Here is a 20,971-nt window from a genome sequence, read left to right as displayed (position 1 = left end):
TTTAGACGTTGCGTAACAGGTAGCGGCCGTCCTGGAATCCATTCAATTCCATGATTCCGGTGATGCGGCGGCCGTGTTCCTTGGTTTTGGCGATGTGGACTACTGCATGAACCGCTTCGCCAATCAGCGGCTCGATCTCTCGCGGCGCGTTGCTGTGCATCGACACCGCCATGTAGAGGCGAGAAAGCGTGGATTCGGGGGTGTTGGCGTGGATCGTCGCGGCCCCACCTTCGTGACCGGTGTTCCACGCCATCAGCATGTCCAGCGCTTCTTTGCCGCGAACCTCACCGAACAGGATTCGGTCGGGGCGCATCCGAAGCGAGGTGCGTAGCAGCTCGCCGGAGTCGACTGTTTTTGTGGTCTTGAACTCGACTTTGTTTTTCGCGCTGACTTGCAGCTCTTGTGTGTCCTCAACAATCAAAAACCGATCATCTGGGCTGACGTGAACTTGTTCCGCCGCCACGGCGTTGAGTAGCGTTGTTTTTCCGCTACTTGTGCCCCCTGCGATCAGGATGTTTCGACGATCAGCGATCAGCCCTTTGATGAGCGCAGCTTGCTCGCGAGTCATGATTTTCTTTTCTACGTACTCATCGATCGTGAACACCGACGACGCGCGTTTGCGAATAGCAAACGAAGGGGCGCGGACAACGGGCGGAATCTGGCCCGCGAAGCGGGATCCATCGATGGGGAAATTGCATTCCAGGCGTGGCGATGACTCGGTAATGATTTCGCCGTGAAATCCGGCAATCGTGCGGAGAATGGTCTGAGCGACAGACTCCTGCATATGGCCGATGTGTTTCAGAGGTTCACCAAGCCGCTCAACCCACAGGCTGCCGTCCGGGTTGAGCATCAATTCGATGGTCTGGGGGTCGTTGAACGCGTGCAAAGCGACATCGCCCATTTCCATCGCCAGGCGCTCGATTGTTCGCTTCGCGGATGAATCGGGGGGGGCACTCCCCTGCCCCGGATTCGGTAAATCGGTTTCCCTGATTCCCATTTTGTCCCGTCATGTTTCAAATCGTTACACCGTGCGAACGATATAACGAAACATGAGATTTACGCAATATCGAAAATTGGCTACACAAATTCCGATTTACCGGTAGAATCGCGTGGGAAAAATAAGATGGCAGTGCCGATCAAAACGGCAGGCAAAAAAAGTGCCCCCATATAGAGGGCACTTTAGCGGCTAAAAAGCCGGCGGGGATCTTTAGGACTACGCGTCAGTGCGTAGCTTCTTTCGCGTTGCTTCGCCCCACTTTTTAACTATGAAAGCCTGGCGCTCTGGAAGAACGGCACATACGCGTTCGTAGCCATCGGGAACACTTTTCGGTGCCTTGCCGTTAGCAATGATTTCAAGAGTCGCGGTGTCGAGATCCGTTGACTCCAGAAGCATCGGCAATGGCGTGTCTAACGCGGCGGCAATCTTAGCCATCACTTCTAAGGAGGGGTTAGCTTTACCGTTCGTCAGATCAGATAGAAATGACATGGACACCCCCGATTTTTCGGAGAGTCCTTGCTTGGTTAGACCAAGCTCGTCAATCAGTCGAAGGACGTTGGTAAAGAAGATCACGTTATACACAGTTGTGGTCTCTTCCGGGGTATGTGGTCTGGAAAACTTTAGCGGCTAAAATTCCTTGACTCCTTGCCAATGTATAGCTAAACTTTGAGGTGCGAACTCAAGGAGTAGTACACATGAGCGTGAACAGATTTCAATTCAGCGGCAATCTTACTCGCGATGCTGAGGTACGAGAATCCGGGCGCAGTACCACTATCGCTACTCTCACCCTTGCAGTAGACAGAAAATGGCGGGATAGTAGCGAGAATTTGCAGGAAAAGACTGATTTTTTCCGGATTAAAGTGTTCGGCGTAATTGCGGAGTCGGCAGGCAAATATCTTGGTAAGGGATCCAAAGTATTTGTTGAAGGCCGAGTCGAACCCACGCAGTACGACCGCGACGGTGAAACGATCTACGGGATGGACTTCATCGCAGGAATGATCGATTACTTGGATACGAAGCCCCCTTCGGGACAGCAAACTTCGGATTGATTCGATCCTGTTATGTGTGGGCGAGGCGGGATGATCTCACTTCGCCCCCGTTAGATGCACCGTACTTTGTGGAGTGTAAGCATGTCTGACACGACGAAAAGCAGCGCAGACTATTCGCGAGTTTCACGCCTTATGGAACAGCGCGCCGAGGAAGCACGGCAGCGCCAAGGCGATTTGGCCCTTTTCTCCGAGGCAGAGCGCGAACTGGTCACTGTTGAGTCGCCCTCGCCCGCCTCCCCCGAAGACGGCAAGATTGAAATAGCAACGTACCGCCGTCGTTCAAAGTTGCTGCCTATCCGCAACGTAGAGCGCGATTTTTTCCTTTGCGACATGCTGGATTACGCGATGAAGGACGACGCGCCGAGCATGGAAGCGCCGATCTTCTCGCTGTCCACGCGGCCGGATCTCAGTACATGGCGCTGGAGCAGCAAAGATAACTCCCGAAACATTGAGGTTATTCCGAGCGTTAAAGGTCGTGCGACCGTTTTCGATAAGGACGTGCTCATTTTCCTGGCGTCACAGATGACAGAGGCGCTGAACACGAAGCGGCCGGATGCCAAGAACAGACGGGTGCGATTCATCGTCTATGAATACCTTGTCGCCACGAACCGCGAAACCGGAGGGAGTCAGTACAGCCAGCTCGAAAGCGCCTTGGATCGGCTGAAAGGTACGATGATCAAGACCGACATTAAGACCGGGGGCAAACGTCAGAAAAAGACGTTCGGCCTAATAGAATCCTGGGAAGGTGTCGAAAAGGCTCCCAACGACGACCGGAACGTGGCAATTGAGGTTACTCTGTCTGACTGGTACTTTGAGGCCATTCAGAATCATGAGGTATTGACCATCCATCGCGACTATTTTCGATTGCGCAAGCCGTTGGAACGTCGCTTGTACGAGTTGGCCAGGAAGCATTGCGGGCATCAATCGACTTGGATGATCAACCTGCCGCTGTTATACGAGAAGACCGGCAGCCGAGCGTCGATGCGGGAGTTTCGTCGCATGCTCAAAGACATTCACTCTGACAGCATTCTCCCGGATTACACGTTTGTGTTGACTCCACTGGACGAAGTTCGGTTCTTCCGTAAGAGCGTCCGGAAGCTTGTGACCGAGGGCGTGAAACCGGCTCCGCGCAGTGGCCGCGACACTCGAAAGCTCAAAAAAATAGCGTCGTTCACCTGAGCCTCTACCCGCTCCCGCAAACGCCCCGCAAAACGGGGCGTTTTTCATTCTGTCGCGGCATATTACCCACGCGCGAAGTCGGCAACGCGAAAGGGAGTCACCGCCCCCAACGCTCGTGACGGCATATCACCCACACCCACCCCCTCAATAATCGATCTCAGCCTCCTCGCATTCCAAAGAGGCGTGAATTTCGGCCGACCAGGCCGTCTATTTTCGATGAATCAGTGACACGGCATATTGCCCACGCCCCCAGGGCAGCCTTGGTTCTGTCGGCATATCAGCCACGCTGTGGACAGTCCCGGCATATCAGCCACGTCTTCCTGTGGATAGCCACGGCATATCACCCCACGAAGTCACGGCATATTCCCCACAAGCGCAGGAAAAACCTTGCGCACAATCATTGGGTTATAAGCGGTTTCCACAGCCGTAACGCGCGCGCGGTTAATAACCTTTATATTCTTTAACGCGCCGAAGGGCGCTGCGCCCCTTCTCGAACCCACCCGAGCCGCAAGCGGCTCTCCCATCCCCGCTAGGGCTTCGCCCTCGGCCTTCGGCCTCACCCAATGACACAGCGCCCTACGGGCTTCGACCGCTTCGCTATGCCAACGGCAAGCCGTTGGCCTCCCCAAAAGTAATTGCTATCGGCAAGTTCGTAGCCTTCACACACCACAGAAAGCCCAGGGCTGGTTTTACTCCAAAGAGGGGGTGCCACCCCCTCACACTTCGGAACCAAGCCGCCAAAATGGCTGTAAACAGCGTTTGACAGCATAGGTCTTTAAGACCTATGCTCTATACATGGCCGGGCTTTTCGCTCAGGTCGACCACCGGAGAAATCTGATGAGCAATACCGTAATCCTCGCGCACGTCGTGCCTCACACCGAACATATGGCCTGCCTTGCAGAGCACCTGGGCCACTCGGGTTATCGCACCTTGCAGGACGCATAAGACCTGGGCGAGGAGAAGACTATGGCAAAGCGCGTTACCGACAACGAGTCAGTTGAGCTGCAATCGCTCTCGGAGCAGTTGCCTACTGACACGGCATCGCTGTTTGAGGCAGGGAAAGAATTCTCTCAAGCGTTTGATGACGCCATCATGCGAGCCGATCAGGACGGCGCGGCGCTCGCCGGACGTAGATATGACGCGTGCGTGTGGAAGCTGAACGGCGGCACGAATTTTGGAAGCTACGCTAACGCGTCGTCACCTGGAAACCTGATGGTCGCACACTGTGCAGCAGCACCGGGGGCTATTCCTCACTGGGGGCAGCGTGGGGCTTTCTTGATTCAGGTCGACGGTATGAGAGTCATCGTGCAGTACTGCGCACATAAGTTTCGGACCTCCATGCACTTTGAGTTCCTGGCGGTTGACCTCGACGCTGAGTTCATTTCAGAAACTGGGTATAGGTCGCATTTTCTCAATTGCCACTATGGCATGACTGTTGACGAGGCTGCTCGATCGGCTATTCGCACCATCCGGGCCGAAAAGCGGGGGGCGTTATTAATCGCGGTGGAATACCGGGATCGCTTGGCTCGCCAAGCACTCCCCGACTGGCTAAAGGGATTGCGTCCGCCGGCGCGGCGTATCCCGGAAACCGCACCAGACGGGTACGAAATCGTCGACGTGATCTTGCCGGCGCACAAGGCGTGGCAAGTCAAGAAATGGTCCTATGAGACTCTTGCGAAGCTGGTGGAGGAAGACGGCTCGGGAGAGGCAGTAGCAGCACCGGTCAATCGGTAATCACCGGAGATCGTCCGGGCAGGGCATGACACACCTCCCCTATTTGTGCACCAGCGTTGCAAGGTCGTCAGCTCACGCCTTGGCACAAGGACCGGAAGGGTTGTAGTGGTCGCTAAAGTCAACGATCACTCAGTGTGGGCCTACGATGACAAGCCTGCGACTTACCACACAAGCCGCCTGGGTCGTTGCGTCGTTTACTCAGATCCCAAGTGCATTCAAACGTTGTACGGCTTTGACGAGCTGGAACCGGCGTAACCGTTGATCGGGGCGGGTAAAATCTTGCCATCGAGATAACTTGCAAGGGACGCAATGGAGCAAAGCAAAATCCGAGAAGGTTGCCTCACCCCGTTTTCCGACGAATGGTTGCGGCCAAATGGTGAGGAGGTACGCGAGATCCTGAGAAGAACCGGGTTGAGCGGCGCACAGGCAGCGAAACTCGTTGGTATTGCGGATGGGCGCCAGGTGAGACGCTGGATTGGTGAGGACGCACCGATCCCGTATGCCGCTTGGGCGATCTTCTGTGACTTTGCGGGTATCGCCAGAATCTGGCAGAAAGGCATGACGGCAAACGATGTTTAGCTAAATTTCGCTTGCAAAATAGGTCTTTAAGACCTATGCTGTAAGCGTAAGGCCGAGCTAGTCGCTCAGGTCAACGACCGGGAAAGTCCGATGAAAATGTTTTCTGTGACGGCAACTGTCTGCCGTCGCTGTGGGATGAGTTATCCCACGCTGTATAGTGCGTCTGCGGTGTTTCGAGCGGATGCAAAGGAGCTGGCCGACGTGTGTGCAAGATGCATGACGCCGCCAGAAGAAATGCGCCTTGTGGCAGCGATGTTGAGTGCGGGGGACGTGCGTCCGAAGAAGTAGAGATGACGCCCCGGATAGCCAGGGCGTCCGGCCGACGCTGACACATCGAACCACAAGCTACGCGGAGATTGCTTGCGGGTACTATTCAACCTGCAATTGTGTAGAGGGTCAAGTCATGTCGAATGTCATCAAGTTTCCGGGGGGCACCCCCCCGACCGTTGAGCGTTCCGAGGGGAAGACTGTTGAGTTGCCCCCGCCCTCGGCTGTCTTTACGCCAGGAAAGGGTGCGAAGACGACCCGCGTCGGCCTGACTCCCGTGTTGTTGGCGATAGTCAAGGCGCTATGGGTAACGCTCGCACTGTTTTGGAGACCGGTTAAATGGCTTCTGTCTCTCGATGTTGCATTTCAGTTTTTTAGGATGCTCTGGCATTGGGAAACGCCAGGCGTTCACGCGGGCCTCACGTTCCTGCTGCACTTCGCTGTACTCGCTGCGTTGACCTACTTCGTTACCTGTTTTAGACCAAAGGGCGTTTAGATGAAGCGCCTCAATATGCGTCAATCACTGGCGTATGATAGACCCGGCCTTGCCGGGTTTTTTTTGCCAGCATAAGAATTTTAGCGGCTAAAGTGTTGACGGCATATCGAAGTTTAGCTAAACTATGTTTCATGGTTGCGGCTGACACCGCTTGTTGAACCCTTGACGCGGAGAGAGTGTTTTATGGGTGGAAATCATGAAGAAGGCATTGACGGAAGCGCAGTTCGTGAAGGCAACTCGCGGGCTGGACGTGGGACAGCAAACGCTCGACATAGCTCGGGCAGTGCTGGTGAACGGACAGCAGCAAGCGACGTTCGTGAAGGAGCTAAACCTCACTCGCGGAGCCGTGTCGCAGGCGGTAAATCGGGTGTGGGAAGCGCACAAAAAGGTCGATCTGCCTCAAGGGTTCGAGCGAGTAACGGCAATCTTGCCGGTACGGCAAGCGTTCATCGTGAAGAAGTGGGCGCGCGACGCGGAAAAAAAATCGGAAACACGCGGCTGAAGGCTATTGCTGGCGCAATCCAGAAGGGGGGGCAGGGAAAGACATCGCAGACAGTTCATATTGCGTTCGCTCTGGAAGAGATGGGCGTGCGTGCGGCCGTAATCGACTGCGATACCCAAGGTAGCGCGAGCTGGACACTCTCCAGTCGCGACAGTGGCTATCCGGCCAGTGCCCTATTCACTGGAACTCCTGAAGACTTGCGCTCCTATTTTGACGAGCGGGATAACACTGGTCTGTCACTGATCGCTGCTGACGACGCGTTGGCCGACGTAGAGAAGATGGATCAGGCGGAGGCAATGGGGAATTTCCGGGCGAATATGGAGGCGCTGGGCGATTATGTCGACGTTGCGGTGATCGACACCCCGCCCTCTCTTGGCGTCATTCTGAGTGCGGTGCTTGTATCGAGTGATTATGTGTTTTGCCCCCTGGAAATGGAAGCCTACAGCTTGCAGGGCATCGCAAAGTTGCTGACGGTCATCCACAACCTTATGGACTACAACCCTGGGCTTGAATTCATCGGGATGATCCCGAACAAGATCGATAGCCGGAAGCCACGCCACCTGGATAACTTGGCCCAAGTAAAGAATGCCTATCCTGACCTTGTGGCCCCTGTTGCGATCGGTCTGCGCGACAGCATCGCGGAAGCCGTGGGTGATCAAATGCCAGTCTGGCATGTGAAGAAGACCGCAGCGCGGGTGGCAACCAGGGAAATGCGCGCGATGATTGATTATGTGTTTAAGAAAATGGAGCTTGTGTAATGGGTGCTACGGCAAAGGCAGGTCAAAACCAACAGCAGAAGCGCGGCGGCCTTGGTCTCGAGAAAGTCGGGGATCTCGCATCGTTGTTGAAGAAGCCCACGCCGACGGCTAATGATGGCGGCCCGCGCATGTTCGACATGAGCTTGATCGACGAGGATCCTGCGCAGCCGCGGGGCCCCGAAAACCCTGGTTTCTCCCCCGAGAGCATCGCGGAGTTGGGCGCTACGATCAAGCGGCGTGGCCGCATCAAGACGCCCATTTCTCTTCGTGACAACCCGGATGCCCCAGGACGCTTTTTGATTAATCACGGTGCACGCCGCTATCGCGGCACGAAGTGGGCCGGATTTTCGCAGATCCCTGGCTTTCTGGATAACGACTACGATCGAGACGATCAAGTCATCGAAAATATTCAGCGCGATGGATTGACCGCGCGTGAAATTGCTGACCACATCGGAAAGCGCTTGTCTCAAGGATTCAAGAAAGGGGAAATCGCAGAGGCATTAGGTAAATCCGCAGCCTTCATTTCCCAGCACGTTGCCCTTCTCGATCTCCCGGAACCCATTGCGGAGGCTTTCTACAATGACCGTGTTCGGGATGTGACTGTCGTCAACGAGTTGGTCAAGGCGCACAAAGCGAATCCGAAGGAAGTTGAAGACTGGCTGGATGACCCGGATCAGGAAATTACGCGTGGCTCGATCAAGTTGCTCCGCGAATTCATCGATAGTCAATCGGCGGATCGTGACCCCAACACGGTCGACGGACTTACCGGGCAAACAGACGCGGAGGCGGGTCGTCAACAGAACAAAGGTGAAGGCAAAGCAGACGGCGGGAAGGGAATTCGGGAACCCGATCCGGACAAGCTGAAAAAAGCAATCGTGCAGGTGCGCTACAGTGATCGTCCCGCACGTCTGATGTTGAATAAGCGTCCTCCAGCCGAAGGGTTCGCGTGGCTCAAATACGACGATGACGGCCAGGAGGTGGAAGCAAGTTTGAGTGACGTTCAATTGGTGGCATTGGTAGAAGGCTGACACACTCTTCTCACAAGATCCCGCTACGGCGGGATTTTTTTACGGGGTGAGAATTTTAGCCGCTAAAAAAATCGGATTTTCGGTTAGCCGTAATTTTCAGTTGACAGCAAATTGGGAATGTGAATTTAGGTGTAATGCGCTAAACTATTGTTGTTTCCGTGCCACGTTTAGGACTTCGCCATCATGAACAAAAACTACGCGGAAGCCTTTCGGAAGGCCGAGGCCAGCCTTAGTCTCGAAGGGCTGACTCCATCGGAGGACGCTCGTTATGAGGCAGTCAAAGCACAAGTGATCGCCGGTGAGAACAGTTTAGAAGACGGTCGCGAGAAGATTCGCGCATATCACGCTCAGCATGCCCGCGCTCACGCGTTGGCATGACGGCGCGCAGAGATCCTTACTGCTACGACGGTTCGACAGTCCTGAGAAACCTGGCTGACTGTCGGACGCAGCACGACCTAGATGCCTTTGAGGGGCAAATGGTCGCTTTCAATCTTGTCGCGATAGCAACCTCCCCCATCACATTGCCGTTCGGCCCTGGCCGACTGAGAGAGACGCACCGCCGTATTTTTGAGGGGGTGTATGACTGGGCCGGAGACCTGCGCGCTGTCGTGCCTGAGCTGGCGAAAATCTTCGATAGCCTGTCGGCAGACGGCTACTTAAAACAACTAGATCAGAGAGCCTTCGCAACGAAGGTAGCGCATTTGTACGGTGAGCTGGACGCAGTTCATCCGTTTCGCGAGGGGAATAGCAGGACGCTACGACAGTTCACATCAGACCTGGCCATGCAGGCCGGATTTGAGTTGGGCTGGTCACGGCTTCCTGTGGACAGGGAGGCGAGAGCGCGACTTTACTTCGCGCGCGATTTGGCGGTAGTAAATGCGGACTCGAAGGCGCTCGCCGCCATCATTGAACCGGTGATCGCTCCAATTCAAGGGCGGTACCACGAACCGAGGAGCGGATTCATGAAGCACCGTGTACTCGTCATGAATGGTCAACGAATCGTTCAAAGCGAGCAACCACCCAGCGATGCGTCGGGGCAGCCAACCTGGCGCAATGATCGGGTGGATAAGGCGAACGGTCTTAAACCAGGCATCTATAACATTTCCCTGGCCGTGCCAGCAGACAGAAAGGCAACAACCGAAGGTGCGATAGTCCACGTCGACAAGGTTAGTGTTTTCCAGCAGGTCGGGAAGCAGTTTGTCGTTCATGAACGGTCTAATTTCGATAAATCCCCTGAAATTGGCAGCAGCAAATCTATCTCTTACAATCAGACCACGGGGCGTGCCGTTGTTGCGGCGGTCGGTCAGCATCAAGGCCGAGGATTGTCCCGCTAACTGATTGAGGGACTGATGATGCTCACGAAACGGGATATGCAAAGGCTGGCCGTGTCTGCTGACCGCAGATCAGAAGTCGAGGCGAAAGCGGACGCGCTTTCGGGCGAAGCGGCCGAGGCGGTCGCGGACGTTCAACACGAACCCATTCCAGACGTCGCCAATGAATATGTTGCCGGGCTGGAGTCATACATCGGCGCGAAGCACGCTCAGGTGGTGCGTATAGAGGAGCGACTTGAGGCTCTGTTACGTGAGCAGCAAGGACGAGTCGCTGGCATGCAGTCGAAGCGCCCCGGCATACTCACGCCGCGTACACGCCGAGCCACATGGGAGCGAGAAATGGCACGGCAGCGTACCACGATCCAGCGGATCTCGAGTCGCCTTGACTCAGTTCGTGTAATCGCCGAAGGGCACGACGTGTGGGGCGGGAAGCTGGAGCAGTTGGCCGCTGCGAAATTTCGCCGTGATCATCCACAATTGGCCGAGCATTGGGACGAACTAGAAAGCGCCCGCCGCGCGCACGAGACGCATGCCAAGTTAAAGCGCAAGCAGCAGACAGAAGGAAAATCCGTGTCGCACGGCAGAGGGTTGTCGTTGCGAAGGGATGTTTGACTCATCTGGCGCAAAAAAGGGGCACGGAAGTGCCCCTTTTGTTTTTTGTCGGTGTGCGCTAATCCGCCTTGATCGTCAGTCGTCGCGAGTGAAAAACTCACGCTCTTTTGCAGCATCGCGCTTCCCTTTGCGCTTTTAAGGAAAATCAACCGGTTTATCAGGTCTTTTTGCGTCCGCCGCTGAGATCAGTCGGCCGGCCTTGGGCCATGACGGCTTTCAGAGCTTCCAGCCGGCCGCGCAGCCCGGCTGCTTCCTCCCTTGCCTGCGCGGCATCGCGCTTCGCCTGGTCGCGCTCGCCCTAGGCGGCGGTCAGCCGCTCGGCCTGGCGGTGCGCCTCGGCCGCCATCGTCTTGCGCTGCTCCTGGTGAGTCTGCTCGGCCGCCTCGGCCTTGGCCTGCACCTATAAAACTGAGCAAGAGGTTTAGGTTGACTTTTTAGCGGCTAAAACACGGGCAAAAAAAGCCCCGCTCGATGGCGGGGCGATGGGGGGTTGGTGGTCGGCGACGCTCGGCGCGTGGCGCGTCAGCCACCGATTTTTAGCGGCTAAAGTTGGCCACCCAAGCCAGAAGGGCACCTGCGGAGGCAAGAAACGAAACGCCACTAGCAGCCAGAATGAGCATACTGCTTGTGCGGATAGCCTTTGCTTCCTCTCTGGCGCTCCGCAAATAAACGGCGGCTTCCGCCTGGATCCGATTGACGATGTTTGTGCTGGCCTCACTCATGGTGCGTGTCATAGCCTCTTTGCTGGCTGTGAGAGCGGCATTCAAGATGCGCTCTGCCCGCTCTTTTGACTCGGCGTTCCATCGCCCTGTGATCCCTTCCAGTTCCTCCTTAAATGTTTGCAGTATTGCCTCTTGGGCTTCCGCGCCATCAGCGATCAACTTCCGGTTGAGAGTAGACACGATCAAGATGGGATCGTCCGGGGAGAGCGCGACTCCGTGCCGAACGGCAATGTCTTTGATGAGTTCGTCGACGTAGGTTTCGGTCATTGGAGTACCGGAAGGGCTTTGAGCTGTCTCATGATTTGATCTCGCATCGAGCGGAGTCGGTGTCGAACCATGATATGGCGTTTGCTGTCTTCCACCGCTTCGTCGTAAGTCAGTCGATCGCCCATCATTTCAGACAGATCCTTGCCATAGGTCTCGGCTTTCACCTTCGGCAACTCGACGATGGCGCTGATCCGGTCCTTATGTGTGCGGTAGACGTTCATTTGCTCAAACGTCTTCCCGTTCACAACAACATCCCCAACAAACGGGTTCAGCCACACCACAAATTGAACGTCTGTGGAGAACTGGCTGGCGAGCTGGTCAAAGCCGTTGATCGTATCCAGGCACATGTCCCCCCCGGCAATGACGACGTGCAAGATTAGCTCGTGCCCCAACTCTCGAAGTAGCGCCGGAACCCGGTTGGAAATCACGTAATGCGATAGCGGGACGAACGAGCTTGCCCCGTTGTCTATTACGACGTCGGTATCGTCGCTCACACAAAATTCCACGAGCTTGTCGAATAAGCGGGTGTCGATCTCGTCGTCTTTCATGATTTCGATTCGTTGGACGTCTAGCGCCTTGAATCGGAATAACGTCGCATTGACGGGATCCGTATCGATCGCGCGGACCTTTCCCTTAATTGATTGGATAGCCTGGGCAATGTGCGTCGCTACAAACGTTTTGCCGACGCCGCCCTTACCGTTTAGTACCGCATGAATTTTTGCCATTAGCCCACCAGAGATTTTGTGTCAGGGGTTGCGTTGTAAGAAAATCCGGGCGTTGTTGCTGATGAGCGCGCCGGCTCTCGTTCGGCAGTGGGGGGATGATCCGCCGACTTCACCGTATGGGTGAGGGGGGCGTGCTGTGGTCTGTTACGAATGTGTCGGTTGACGTATGAAATGAACGCGTCATAGCCGAACTCAATTTTTCCTTCGGCGCTGAGCGTTTCCCAAATTGCCTTAACCGGCCAGTCTTTCAATGCGTCAGCCACCTCGTCCCTCACGGCCAGGAACGAAGCCCGGTTTTTCCCCCTGCTGCTCGGCACGGTTTTGGCTCGATCAGCAATTCGCTCCGTGAGTGTTTTGCCCGTCATGTCGTCCCTGCGGCCTCCTTCGATCTTCGCGCACCGTGGGTGATATGCCGTCGCCCGCGTGCGGATGGTTACGTCGCTGTGCGGCTACACAGTCCGATTCATTCCCTATTTTTCGCCGTCTCAAATCCGATGCTTTTGCGGCAGGGACGATTCTACCGCCAAAATCTCAATTTTCGTTATATCAGTTGTCATGGCAACAAATATTTGTTGCAAAATTGCGGATAAATCGAAATTACATGGCATGCTGATCCCGGAGTAATCGCGGTCGAAGACCGGGCAGGATAGGTGAAAGTAGCTAACCGGCAGGCCGGTTAGCTACTTTCACATCCCTTATTCGCACGGAGTGCTCAACGGGGATCCTGCTCTGCGAGGCAGCGGCTACCGCCGCGATACGTGCCTGTGGAAATAGGAGAAGTGATGAATGTTGAATTGACGCCAGACAGGAAGCGTGTTCGTGGTTCGCGACGGAAGAAGCACCTTCGAGTGCCTGTTTTTCCGGACGAGGATGCGCGTATTGAGGCGAGCGCTGGGAAGGCCGGGTTGCCCGTCGCGACCTATCTTCGCAACGTTGGTCTTGGTTATGACGTGCGCGGTGTGGCGGATCTCAAGCACATCAAGCAGCTCGCCAAGATCAACGCAGATCAAGGGCGTCTTGGGGGCTTGCTAAAGCTATGGCTTACCAACGACGAGAGAGTCGCCGGCTTCGGCGTTGGGTCAATCAATGCGTTGCTCGGGAAGTTGGGTGAGACACAGGAACAGCTTCGCGAGGTCATGCGACATGTGCTCAAGGGATGAGCACTTTAGCCGCTAAAGTTTTTCGGGGTTGCGATGATCGCCCGTAATTTGCCGATGCAATCGGTCAAGAAAAGCAGTTACGGAAGACTGGTGAAGTATCTATGTGACCCTCAGACAAAGCAGGAGCGGGTCGGGGCGGTGACTGTCACCAACTGCGAGCAGCGCGAAGCGCTTGACGCGATTTACGAAGTTCAGGCGGTGCAGGGGATGAATCTCCGCGCTGAGGGAGACAAAACCTATCACCTGCTGATCTCATTTCCGCCTGGCGAACATCCCTCCAGCGATGTGCTTTCCGTCGTGGAAGCCGAGTTGTGCGAAGCGCTAGGATATGGTGAGCACCAGCGAATCAGCGCGGTTCACCACGACACAGACAACCTGCATATTCACGTCGCGATTAACAAGATCCACCCGGAGCATCTAACGATGCACACGCCTTACCGGGATTACAAAACGTTGGCGCGGAAGTGCGACGAGCTGGAGCAGCGCTTTGACCTGGAGCGCGACAACCACACCGCGCGAAAGTCGCGCTCTGAAAATCGAGCCGACGACATGGAGCGCCATTCGGGCGTTGAAAGTCTCCTTGGTTGGATCAAGAGAGAGTGCGTTTCGGAGTTGCGAGAGGCCAACAACTGGCAGGAATTGCATGACATAGCTCGTGCGCGAGGATTGGCAGTTCGGGAGCAGGGCAACGGACTCGTATTTGAAAGCAGGGACGGCATCAAGGTAAAAGCCAGTTCAGTTGATAGGTCTCTATCCAGATCCCGGTTATTAAAACAGTGGGGCGACTACGAACCACCTCGCGGGGCCAAACGGCTGGCCGGCGACGATGTGCCGGACGCCGCTGGACGTAGGGGGCAGGTTGGGCGACGGGGTGTTGATAGAGTCACCATCGCAGTGCCGAGCACGAGCGCTGTGGCCTCTTGGCGGCGCAGAGCGCCACCCGTGCGTTCGGCCACGACGAGGCCCGAAAGCCCGCGAGCAATCCGGTCAGGTGGCCTGCCCGGAAGACGTGATTTGCATGCGCACATACCGCGACAAGCCCCGGATCCGGACTTGATTTCATCCTGGCGGCGGGGGCGTCGAACCGTAGAGGCGGTTGGGACGCGACCACCGCCGGCACCGTACCGTCACCGAGTAAGGCCGTCCATAGGAAATCGGGATCTTCCGGCGCAAGGCGCAGAGACGTCTATCGGTTCCCCTGCGCCGGCTTCTTGGCGGCAAGGCAAACACGGCACTTCACCCACGCAGCAGCGGCAAGAGTGGTATGCGAAGCGACCGGTGTATCCGTCCGCAGAGGCCGATGCCTTGTATCGGCGTTACCGCGAAGAGAAGGCTGACGTTCAACGCTCGAAACAGCTTCATATGGGCGCCGCGCGGCAGGCGCGGATTCAGACGATCGAAGATGCGAAGCGATCTGCGGCCCGCCTGCGCGCGCTTATCAAGTTGCTCAAGGGGAGCGGTTACAACAAGCGATTCCTATACGGCATCGTGAGTAAGCGTCTGCACGGCGCTATTTCCAAGGCGCACGCAAATTTCAATTCGCAACGCCCCCCGAAGGCGAGCAAGGCGCATAAGGCCCTAGCGTGGGCGGACTGGCTTAGAGATCGAGCTGAGGAGGGCGACCAAAGCGCCCTCGCCGTTTTGCGATACCAAGCGAGTTGGGACGCCCGGGCACAGGCACGGGCCGTCGAACGCTCCTCCGACTCGGAAGCACTGAGGCCGAGGGCGATTGACTCCATTACCAAGGCTGGAACGGTCATCTACCGAGTGGCGAATGCCGCCATTCGCGATGACGGTCGTCGACTCAGCGTTACCCGGAACGCGCCTGACGAGGTGCTTGCGACAGCGCTGCAACTCGCGGCCGACCGGCATGGCGGGAAGGTTTCCCTGACAGGAAGCACAGAGTTTCAACAGCGCGTGGCCGATTTGGCGGCGAGCGCGCGAATCCGTGTCTCGTTCGTCGACCCGAACCTAGAGAGTCGGCGTGTCGAGGCACTTAAGCAGAAGCATCAACAGGAGAGTTTTGATGAGCGAACACAACGGAATCGACCAGACGGTGCTCAGCGAAGTGCCGGGTTCAACGAACAGCGACACCATGAGCGACGCGGATCTGGACGCAGCGGTGGCGATGTTGGGCGTGGGCAATATGCCGAGTCGATCAAGCGAGGGGGAGGCCGAGGATCTGACCGATTCGTCAGGGGGCGCAGCAGCCCATTTGCCCCTAAGCCCAACGTTGGCGCAGTTGGACGAAAAGCACCGCCCCCTCAAGCGTACCGCATGCGAAACCTGCCCACACTCTATATGGAACCACACGCCGGATCGCCTGGCCTGCTGGTGCCGCGTGATGTACGCGGAAGTCTGGACGACAAACAAGCCGACCGAGGTTCTGGCGTGCGACGGGCCGCACCTGCTGACCGACTGAGTACTTCGGCGTGGTCCGCAGCGGATAAGTACGTCCAAGAACGCGAAGGGAAACGTGCCAATAGTTTCGATATACAGAAACATGAGCGATATAATGATCGTCACGCAGGCGTATTGAATTTCACCGGCCTTCGCACGGTTGACGGGCACCAGTTAGCCCTTTTGAGGCATGACGACACGGTGCTGGTGTTGCCCGTCGACGCAGCTACAGCGAACCGGTTGCGGCGTCTTGCGATTGGTGCCGCGATCTCGACGGAAGTCGGCGGCAAGATCCGAACACGAGGAAGATCCTTATGAGTGACACGATGCGGGGGCTTGTGTGAGACAGACCCTCAATAACCCCGTTGGCCCTCAAGTGCGGCAAAAGCGGCGTAAGGGAAAGGCAGTGCCGGTAATGGCGCTGACGTCTTTCGCCGCTGGCATGCAAGCCGCAACCCAATATTTCGCGCACGGCTTCGAGTATCACCCCACGCTTGGCGTGAACTACGGACATATGTATGCCCCGTGGTCGATCCTAAGTTGGTACTCGAAGTGGGCAGAGCTGTTCCCCGAGCAGTTTCACACGGCCGGGTCTGTTGGCGTTCTGGCGGCTGGTGGCGGCTTGCTTGTGACGGCGGCGGCGGCGAATGCCATCGCTAACTCCAGCCGCCCCAATGAGTATTTGCACGGATCGGCGCGTTGGGCCAACAAGAAAGACGTGAAGCGCATGGGGTTGTTGGGGGACTCTGGCGTATACGTCGGTCAGTGGATCGACAAAGCGGGTAACACGCATTGGCTTCGGCACAACGGCCCGGAGCATGTCCTGTGTTACGCACCCACCCGTTCGGGCAAGGGTGTTGGCCTGGTTGTCCCCACGCTCTTGTCGTGGAAGCACAGCACTGTCGTGACGGACTTGAAAGGGGAGCTGTGGGCCATGACGGCCGGATGGCGGCGCGAGTACGCGAAGAACATCACCCTTAAATTCGAGCCGGCCGCGGTGTACGGCAGCGTCGCATGGAACCCGCTGGACGAAATCCGAATGGGGACGGAATACGAAGTCGGTGACGTGCAGAACTTGGCGACGCTGATTGTGGATCCGGACGGCAAAGGGTTAAACACCCACTGGCAAAAGACGGCTCAAGCGCTGCTTGTCGGGGTGATCTTGCATGCGTTGTACAAGGCGCAGATTGAGGGGACGCCGGCGACGCTGCCCTACTGTGACAAGATGCTGGCCGACCCGAATCGACCCGTGGCTGAGTTGTGGATGGAAATGACTCAGTACGGGCACGTCAACGGTAAGAACCATCCAGTCATCGGTTCCGCCGCGCAGGACATGCTTGACCGACCGGAGGAGGAAGGGGGATCGGTCCTTTCGACCGCGAAATCGTATCTCTCGTTGTATCGGGATCCGGTGGTGGAGCGCAACGTCAGCCGGTCGGATTTCCGCATCAAGGATCTCATGTGCCATGAGTTTCCTGTCAGTCTCTACATCGTCACGCAGCCCACCGACAAGGATCGTCTGCGACCACTCGTCCGCGTCCTGTTGAACATGATCGTCCGGGTGCTGGCCGACAAGATGGAGTTTGAGCGTTTGCAGAAGGAAATGGATCCGTGGACGCGGTTCCTCGCAAAGCTCGGCCTGCGCGACTCCGAGACCACCTATGTACAGGCCAAAAAGAAGTACAAGCATCGCCTCCTTGGCATGCTCGACGAGTTCCCGAGCCTGGGTAAGCTGGACATTATTCAGCAGTCCCTAGCCTTCCTTGCTGGATACGGCATCAAGTTCTATCTCATCTGCCAGGACATTAACCAGCTCAAGAGCAGAGAGGAAGGATATGGTCCGGACGAAACCATCACGTCGAACTGCCATATTCAGAACGCCTACCCCCCGAATCGCATCGAGACAGCCGAACACTTGTCGAAGCTGACGGGCACAACGACGGTCCTTAAGGAGCAGGTGACAACGAGCGGAAAGCGCTTCGGCAGCATGCACGGCCAGGTCTCGCGCACCGTCCAGGAGGTCGCCCGACCATTGCTCACGCCAGATGAGTGCTTGCGTATGCCAGGCCCAAAGAAGTCGCCGGATGGTCGCATCGAGGAGGCGGGCGATATGGTCATCTATGTGGCCGGCTTCCCCGCGCTCTATGGTCGTCAAGGACTCTTCTTCGACGACCCGATTTTTTCGAGGCGCGCAGCAATCCCCGAGCCGAAGGACACGGATCGCATCCGGCCCGCTGCAAAGTTGGCTGAGGCCGAGGGGATCAGACTATGAGTCGGTTTAATCGATGTGTCATGACTCGCGTGAGTCGTGCGGCAATTATTGGCGCGACTTTGGGACTTGTTGGTGTGTCCCTCATGTACATGGCGGGATACCGGGTCAACACTTCCGAGAGCATCCGTGTCGGTGTCTACCGAGTTACGACGGAAAGCGCCGTGAAAGGGGATTACGTCATCTTCTGTCCTCCCGCACGAGATCTGTTTTTCGCTGCACTCAAGCGGGGCTATATCGACGCCGGTTTCTGCCCTGGTGGCCTCGGTCAGATGATGAAGCGGATTTTAGCCGCTAAAGGTGATTCCGTTGAAATCGCCCCGCAGGGCGTGATCGTCAACGGCACGCTTCTACCGCATTCCGCTCCCATCGGGGCCGACGCACACGGTCGTCGTCTGCCGAGTCTCATCGGCGCGCATTACACCCTTGGCGCGCGGGACTTTCTGTTGATGACCGACATTAACCCGGCTTCGTTTGACGGGCGCTATTTTGGCCCTTTGTCGACAGACCAAATTGAAGCCGTAATCAAGCCGGTTCTAACTTGGTGAGCGAACGACATGAACCTGTTTCCTAACCGCACACTTCATCGCATTCGCGGCGTCGTCGACCGCGAGCAAAGCGGAATCCACAAACGAATCGACGAGAACAGAGAACTGTTGGAGTTCCTGCTGGATTACGCGCCGGATCTAATGGTTCGGTGTCCGTGGGTCGAGGGTTGGATTCGGTCCACGGACGAGTTCCTGGTGCAACTCCACGCAGCAGTTGGTGAGACGACGCAAAGCCGTCCCATGTATCGCTTTCCGCGACCGATGCCCTCGCTGGGGCATCGTCGAAACGCACGAGAAGGAGAATCGAATTGAGATTGTTCATCGCTGAGAAGCCGTCAGTCGCCAAAGCAATCGCGGGCGAATTGGGAGTTACAGGAAAGGGCCGAGGCTACATCGAGTGCGGTGCAGATATGGTGACTTGGTGCATCGGCCACATGCTCGAATTGGTCGAGCCAGACGAGTACACAGCGGCTGATGCGCCGCGTAACGCATCTGGAAAGAAAATCTGGCGCGTTGAGGACCTGCCGATCATCCCGCAGCAATGGGTGATGAAACCGAAGGACGAGTACGCCGACCAGCTTGCCGCCATCGGGCAACTGGTACGAAAAGCGGACGTGATCGTCCATGCAGGTGATCCAGATGCCGAAGGTCAGGCGCTGGTCGACAACGTCTTGCGGCATTTCGATTGCGCTGCGCCTGTAATCCGCTACTGGGTGAACGCCACCGACACGGTGAGCATTCAGCGTGGGCTTGCCGCATTGAAGGACAACGCGGAATACGCTGGGCACGGAAAGTCGGCGACGGCGCGAGCGCGGGGCGACTGGTTGATCGGCATGAACGTCAGCCGTGCCTACACTTTGGCGGCACAACGGGGCGGCTCGCGCGCATTGGTGACGGCGGGGCGCGTACAGTCACCAACGCTGTCGCTTGTCGTGACTCGCGATCGTGAGATTGAGGCGTTTAAGCCCGTTCCATACTTCAAAGTCGAAGCGGCGTTCGCACACAAGTCGGGAGCATTCGTCGCAGAGTGGATCATGGCCGACGATCAGGTCGGCACCGACACCGAAGGCCGGTTAGTAGATGCGTCCGTTGCCGACGCCGTGGTGAAAGCCGTCGCCGGCCAATCGTCGACGGTTTCCGAGTTCAGTCAGACACCGGGCAAGCGAAATCACCCGCTCACGTATTCGCTTTCGGACATCACCCTTGCTGCCGCAGGGAAGTGGGGATATTCAGCCGATGACGTGCTGAACACCTGCCAGCAACTTTATGATCCGGGGCTTTCGCTCACAACGTACCCTCGCACGGACAGCGGCTACCTGCCCGAGACGCAGTTTGCAGACGCCCCGGAGGTAATGGCCGCGATTCGTATGGTTTATCCCGAAATGGCTGACCTCATTGATGGCGCAGATTTGTCGATTCGGTCTGATACGTGGAATACCGCGAAGGCACCCGTCCACCACGGCATCATCCCGACGATGCACAAGGGCAGCATGGCCGGACTCACCGACATGCAGCGCAATATCTACGACCTAATCGTGCGTGCCTACATTGCGCAGTTCTACCCCCGGCACGAGTACAAGACCACCAATATCACCGTCGAGTTGGCCGAGCAGAAATTTGTCGCGCAGGGGCGTGAAATTACACGTCCGGGTTGGTACGTCGTGTATGGCGATGTGGACGACGACGCGGAACAGATTCTGCCGGCAGTGAAGAAGGGTGATGCTGTGGCATGCGCAGGCGCGAAGCGGATTGACTCCAAGACGAAGGCCCCGCCCCGGTTCAACGAGGGGACGTTGCGTAAGGCGATGGAGAACATCCACAAATACGTTGCAGATCCCGAGCAGAAGAAATTACTGCGCGATGGGGAGGGCATTGGAACGGCGGCAACGCAAGCGTCGACGATTACCGAATTGAAGGAACGCAAGTACCTGGAAGTGAAGGGCAAGGCTATCGTGAGCACGCCGTTGGGGCGCGGCGTACATGATGCCCTTCCTGAGATTGTGCGTAGCCCTGTCCTGACAGCCCTGTTTGAACGAATGTTGAAGTCGATTCAGGGCGGCAATAGCTCCGTCGACGAGTTCGTCAACAAGCAAGCCGACCTGGTGCGCGGCCTCGTCATCACGGCCAATTCCGGGGCGATCAAAGTGGCAGGAGCACCAGCCGCAGCCGCCGTGTCGTCAGCCTTTAAGTGCGGAGTCTGTGGGAAGGGGCTTAGTCGTCGTGCTGGCAAACAGCCCGGTAAGTTCTTCTGGTCATGCAGCGGCTATCCCGCCTGTAACCAGACATATCCAGACGTCAAGGGACGACCAAACTACAACGTGGCACAGCGTAAGGAGAAGTGACAATGC

The 20,971-nt window shown here is 56.8% G+C and carries 23 protein-coding genes and 2 pseudogenes; 19 read left to right on the top strand and 6 right to left on the bottom strand.

The genetic code is table 11. The features are described 5' to 3' along the window. Window position 1 precedes the first annotated feature (1 nt). Entirely contained in the window at window positions 2-901 is a 900-nt protein-coding gene (gene trbB / locus AT395_RS25070) for a P-type conjugative transfer ATPase TrbB (protein ID WP_231606006.1), read from the bottom strand. Between the two features lie 312 nt (window positions 902-1,213). Further along, window positions 1,214-1,579, bottom strand: a complete 366-nt coding sequence (locus AT395_RS25065) for a transcriptional regulator (RefSeq protein ID WP_048627715.1) — start codon at window positions 1,577-1,579, stop codon at window positions 1,214-1,216. Window positions 1,580-1,692: 113 nt separating this feature from the next. On the opposite strand from AT395_RS25065, the gene AT395_RS25060 reads away from it, so the two are divergent. From AT395_RS25060 to AT395_RS25010, 13 genes and pseudogenes are all read left to right on the top strand, one after another. Continuing rightward, window positions 1,693-2,046: a single-stranded DNA-binding protein gene (locus AT395_RS25060; protein WP_048627714.1), complete on the top strand. Its 354-nt coding sequence runs from the start codon at window positions 1,693-1,695 to the stop codon at window positions 2,044-2,046. Between the two features lie 81 nt (window positions 2,047-2,127). Next, entirely contained in the window at window positions 2,128-3,225 is a 1,098-nt protein-coding gene (locus AT395_RS25055; RefSeq protein ID WP_167370779.1) for a replication initiator protein A, read from the top strand. Between the two features lie 966 nt (window positions 3,226-4,191). Continuing rightward, the gene (locus AT395_RS25050) at window positions 4,192-4,959 is read left to right on the top strand and encodes a hypothetical protein (protein WP_048627713.1); all 768 of its coding nucleotides are present in this window, start codon (window positions 4,192-4,194) and stop codon (window positions 4,957-4,959) included. Window positions 4,960-5,268: 309 nt separating this feature from the next. Beyond that, on the top strand, window positions 5,269-5,538 hold the full coding sequence (locus tag AT395_RS25045) for a hypothetical protein (RefSeq protein ID WP_048627712.1): 270 nt from the start codon (window positions 5,269-5,271) through the stop codon (window positions 5,536-5,538). A 90-nt stretch (window positions 5,539-5,628) separates the two neighbouring features. Next, the gene (locus tag AT395_RS26430) at window positions 5,629-5,826 is read left to right on the top strand and encodes a DUF2688 domain-containing protein (protein ID WP_167370778.1); all 198 of its coding nucleotides are present in this window, start codon (window positions 5,629-5,631) and stop codon (window positions 5,824-5,826) included. Window positions 5,827-5,941: 115 nt separating this feature from the next. Beyond that, complete coding sequence (kleE, locus tag AT395_RS25885) at window positions 5,942-6,301, top strand: KleE stable inheritance protein (protein WP_053086309.1); 360 nt, start codon at window positions 5,942-5,944, stop codon at window positions 6,299-6,301. A 196-nt stretch (window positions 6,302-6,497) separates the two neighbouring features. Continuing rightward, window positions 6,498-6,803, top strand: a complete 306-nt coding sequence (locus tag AT395_RS25035; RefSeq protein WP_048627711.1) for a TrfB-related DNA-binding protein — start codon at window positions 6,498-6,500, stop codon at window positions 6,801-6,803. Next, window positions 6,800-7,561 (top strand): ParA family protein, encoded by a 762-nt coding sequence (locus AT395_RS25030; RefSeq protein WP_048627767.1) that lies wholly within the window; start codon window positions 6,800-6,802, stop codon window positions 7,559-7,561. The genes AT395_RS25035 and AT395_RS25030 overlap by 4 nt, the downstream gene beginning before the upstream one ends. Continuing rightward, on the top strand, window positions 7,561-8,589 hold the full coding sequence (locus tag AT395_RS25025; protein ID WP_048627710.1) for a ParB/RepB/Spo0J family partition protein: 1,029 nt from the start codon (window positions 7,561-7,563) through the stop codon (window positions 8,587-8,589). The genes AT395_RS25030 and AT395_RS25025 overlap by 1 nt, the downstream gene beginning before the upstream one ends. Before the next feature lie 183 nt (window positions 8,590-8,772). After that, complete coding sequence (locus tag AT395_RS25020; RefSeq protein WP_048627709.1) at window positions 8,773-8,967, top strand: antitoxin VbhA family protein; 195 nt, start codon at window positions 8,773-8,775, stop codon at window positions 8,965-8,967. Next, window positions 8,964-9,299 (top strand): annotated as a pseudogene (locus tag AT395_RS26210) (hypothetical protein); the annotation flags it as partial. The gene AT395_RS25020 and the pseudogene AT395_RS26210, both read left to right, overlap by 4 nt. 252 nt (window positions 9,300-9,551) lie before the next feature. Next, window positions 9,552-9,923 (top strand): KfrB domain-containing protein, encoded by a 372-nt coding sequence (locus AT395_RS26205; RefSeq protein ID WP_048627779.1) that lies wholly within the window; start codon window positions 9,552-9,554, stop codon window positions 9,921-9,923. Window positions 9,924-9,938: 15 nt separating this feature from the next. Then, the gene (locus tag AT395_RS25010; RefSeq protein WP_048627766.1) at window positions 9,939-10,532 is read left to right on the top strand and encodes an IncP plasmid survival protein KfrC family protein; all 594 of its coding nucleotides are present in this window, start codon (window positions 9,939-9,941) and stop codon (window positions 10,530-10,532) included. A 157-nt stretch (window positions 10,533-10,689) separates the two neighbouring features. Here the strand turns inward: AT395_RS25010 and AT395_RS26200 are convergent. From AT395_RS26200 to AT395_RS24990, 4 genes and pseudogenes are all read right to left on the bottom strand, one after another. Then, window positions 10,690-10,932: pseudogene (locus AT395_RS26200) on the bottom strand (hypothetical protein); the annotation flags it as partial. Between the two features lie 136 nt (window positions 10,933-11,068). Next, entirely contained in the window at window positions 11,069-11,521 is a 453-nt protein-coding gene (locus AT395_RS25000; protein WP_048627764.1) for a hypothetical protein, read from the bottom strand. After that, the gene (locus AT395_RS24995) at window positions 11,518-12,246 is read right to left on the bottom strand and encodes a nucleotide-binding protein (RefSeq protein ID WP_048627763.1); all 729 of its coding nucleotides are present in this window, start codon (window positions 12,244-12,246) and stop codon (window positions 11,518-11,520) included. The genes AT395_RS25000 and AT395_RS24995 overlap by 4 nt, the downstream gene beginning before the upstream one ends. Continuing rightward, window positions 12,246-12,611 (bottom strand): TraK family protein, encoded by a 366-nt coding sequence (locus tag AT395_RS24990; RefSeq protein WP_072633024.1) that lies wholly within the window; start codon window positions 12,609-12,611, stop codon window positions 12,246-12,248. The genes AT395_RS24995 and AT395_RS24990 overlap by 1 nt, the downstream gene beginning before the upstream one ends. Window positions 12,612-13,028: 417 nt before the next feature. On the opposite strand from AT395_RS24990, the gene traJ reads away from it, so the two are divergent. From traJ to AT395_RS24965, 6 genes are read left to right on the top strand one after another with little or no spacing between them, the layout of a single operon-like run. Continuing rightward, window positions 13,029-13,406, top strand: a complete 378-nt coding sequence (gene traJ / locus AT395_RS24985; RefSeq protein WP_048627762.1) for a conjugal transfer transcriptional regulator TraJ — start codon at window positions 13,029-13,031, stop codon at window positions 13,404-13,406. Window positions 13,407-13,439: 33 nt separating this feature from the next. Beyond that, window positions 13,440-16,124: a TraI/MobA(P) family conjugative relaxase gene (traI, locus tag AT395_RS24980; RefSeq protein ID WP_072633023.1), complete on the top strand. Its 2,685-nt coding sequence runs from the start codon at window positions 13,440-13,442 to the stop codon at window positions 16,122-16,124. A 22-nt stretch (window positions 16,125-16,146) separates the two neighbouring features. Continuing rightward, window positions 16,147-18,078 (top strand): type IV secretory system conjugative DNA transfer family protein, encoded by a 1,932-nt coding sequence (locus AT395_RS24975; RefSeq protein ID WP_048627760.1) that lies wholly within the window; start codon window positions 16,147-16,149, stop codon window positions 18,076-18,078. A 20-nt stretch (window positions 18,079-18,098) separates the two neighbouring features. After that, window positions 18,099-18,623 carry a conjugative transfer signal peptidase TraF gene (gene traF, locus AT395_RS24970; protein ID WP_048627759.1) on the top strand — a complete coding sequence of 175 codons (525 nt, stop codon included), beginning with the start codon at window positions 18,099-18,101 and terminating at the stop codon, window positions 18,621-18,623. Between the two features lie 9 nt (window positions 18,624-18,632). Beyond that, window positions 18,633-18,935 carry a hypothetical protein gene (locus AT395_RS25790; RefSeq protein ID WP_156219647.1) on the top strand — a complete coding sequence of 101 codons (303 nt, stop codon included), beginning with the start codon at window positions 18,633-18,635 and terminating at the stop codon, window positions 18,933-18,935. Then, a complete protein-coding gene (locus AT395_RS24965; RefSeq protein ID WP_048627758.1) occupies window positions 18,932-20,965 on the top strand; it encodes a DNA topoisomerase 3 in 2,034 nt (677 codons plus the stop codon). Before AT395_RS25790 ends, AT395_RS24965 begins: the two co-directional genes overlap by 4 nt. Window positions 20,966-20,971 lie beyond the last annotated feature (6 nt).

The sequence above is a fragment of the Pandoraea apista genome, from assembly GCF_001465595.2.
Classification (GTDB): domain Bacteria; phylum Pseudomonadota; class Gammaproteobacteria; order Burkholderiales; family Burkholderiaceae; genus Pandoraea; species Pandoraea apista.
This window is presented reverse-complemented; position numbering and strand designations above follow the sequence as displayed.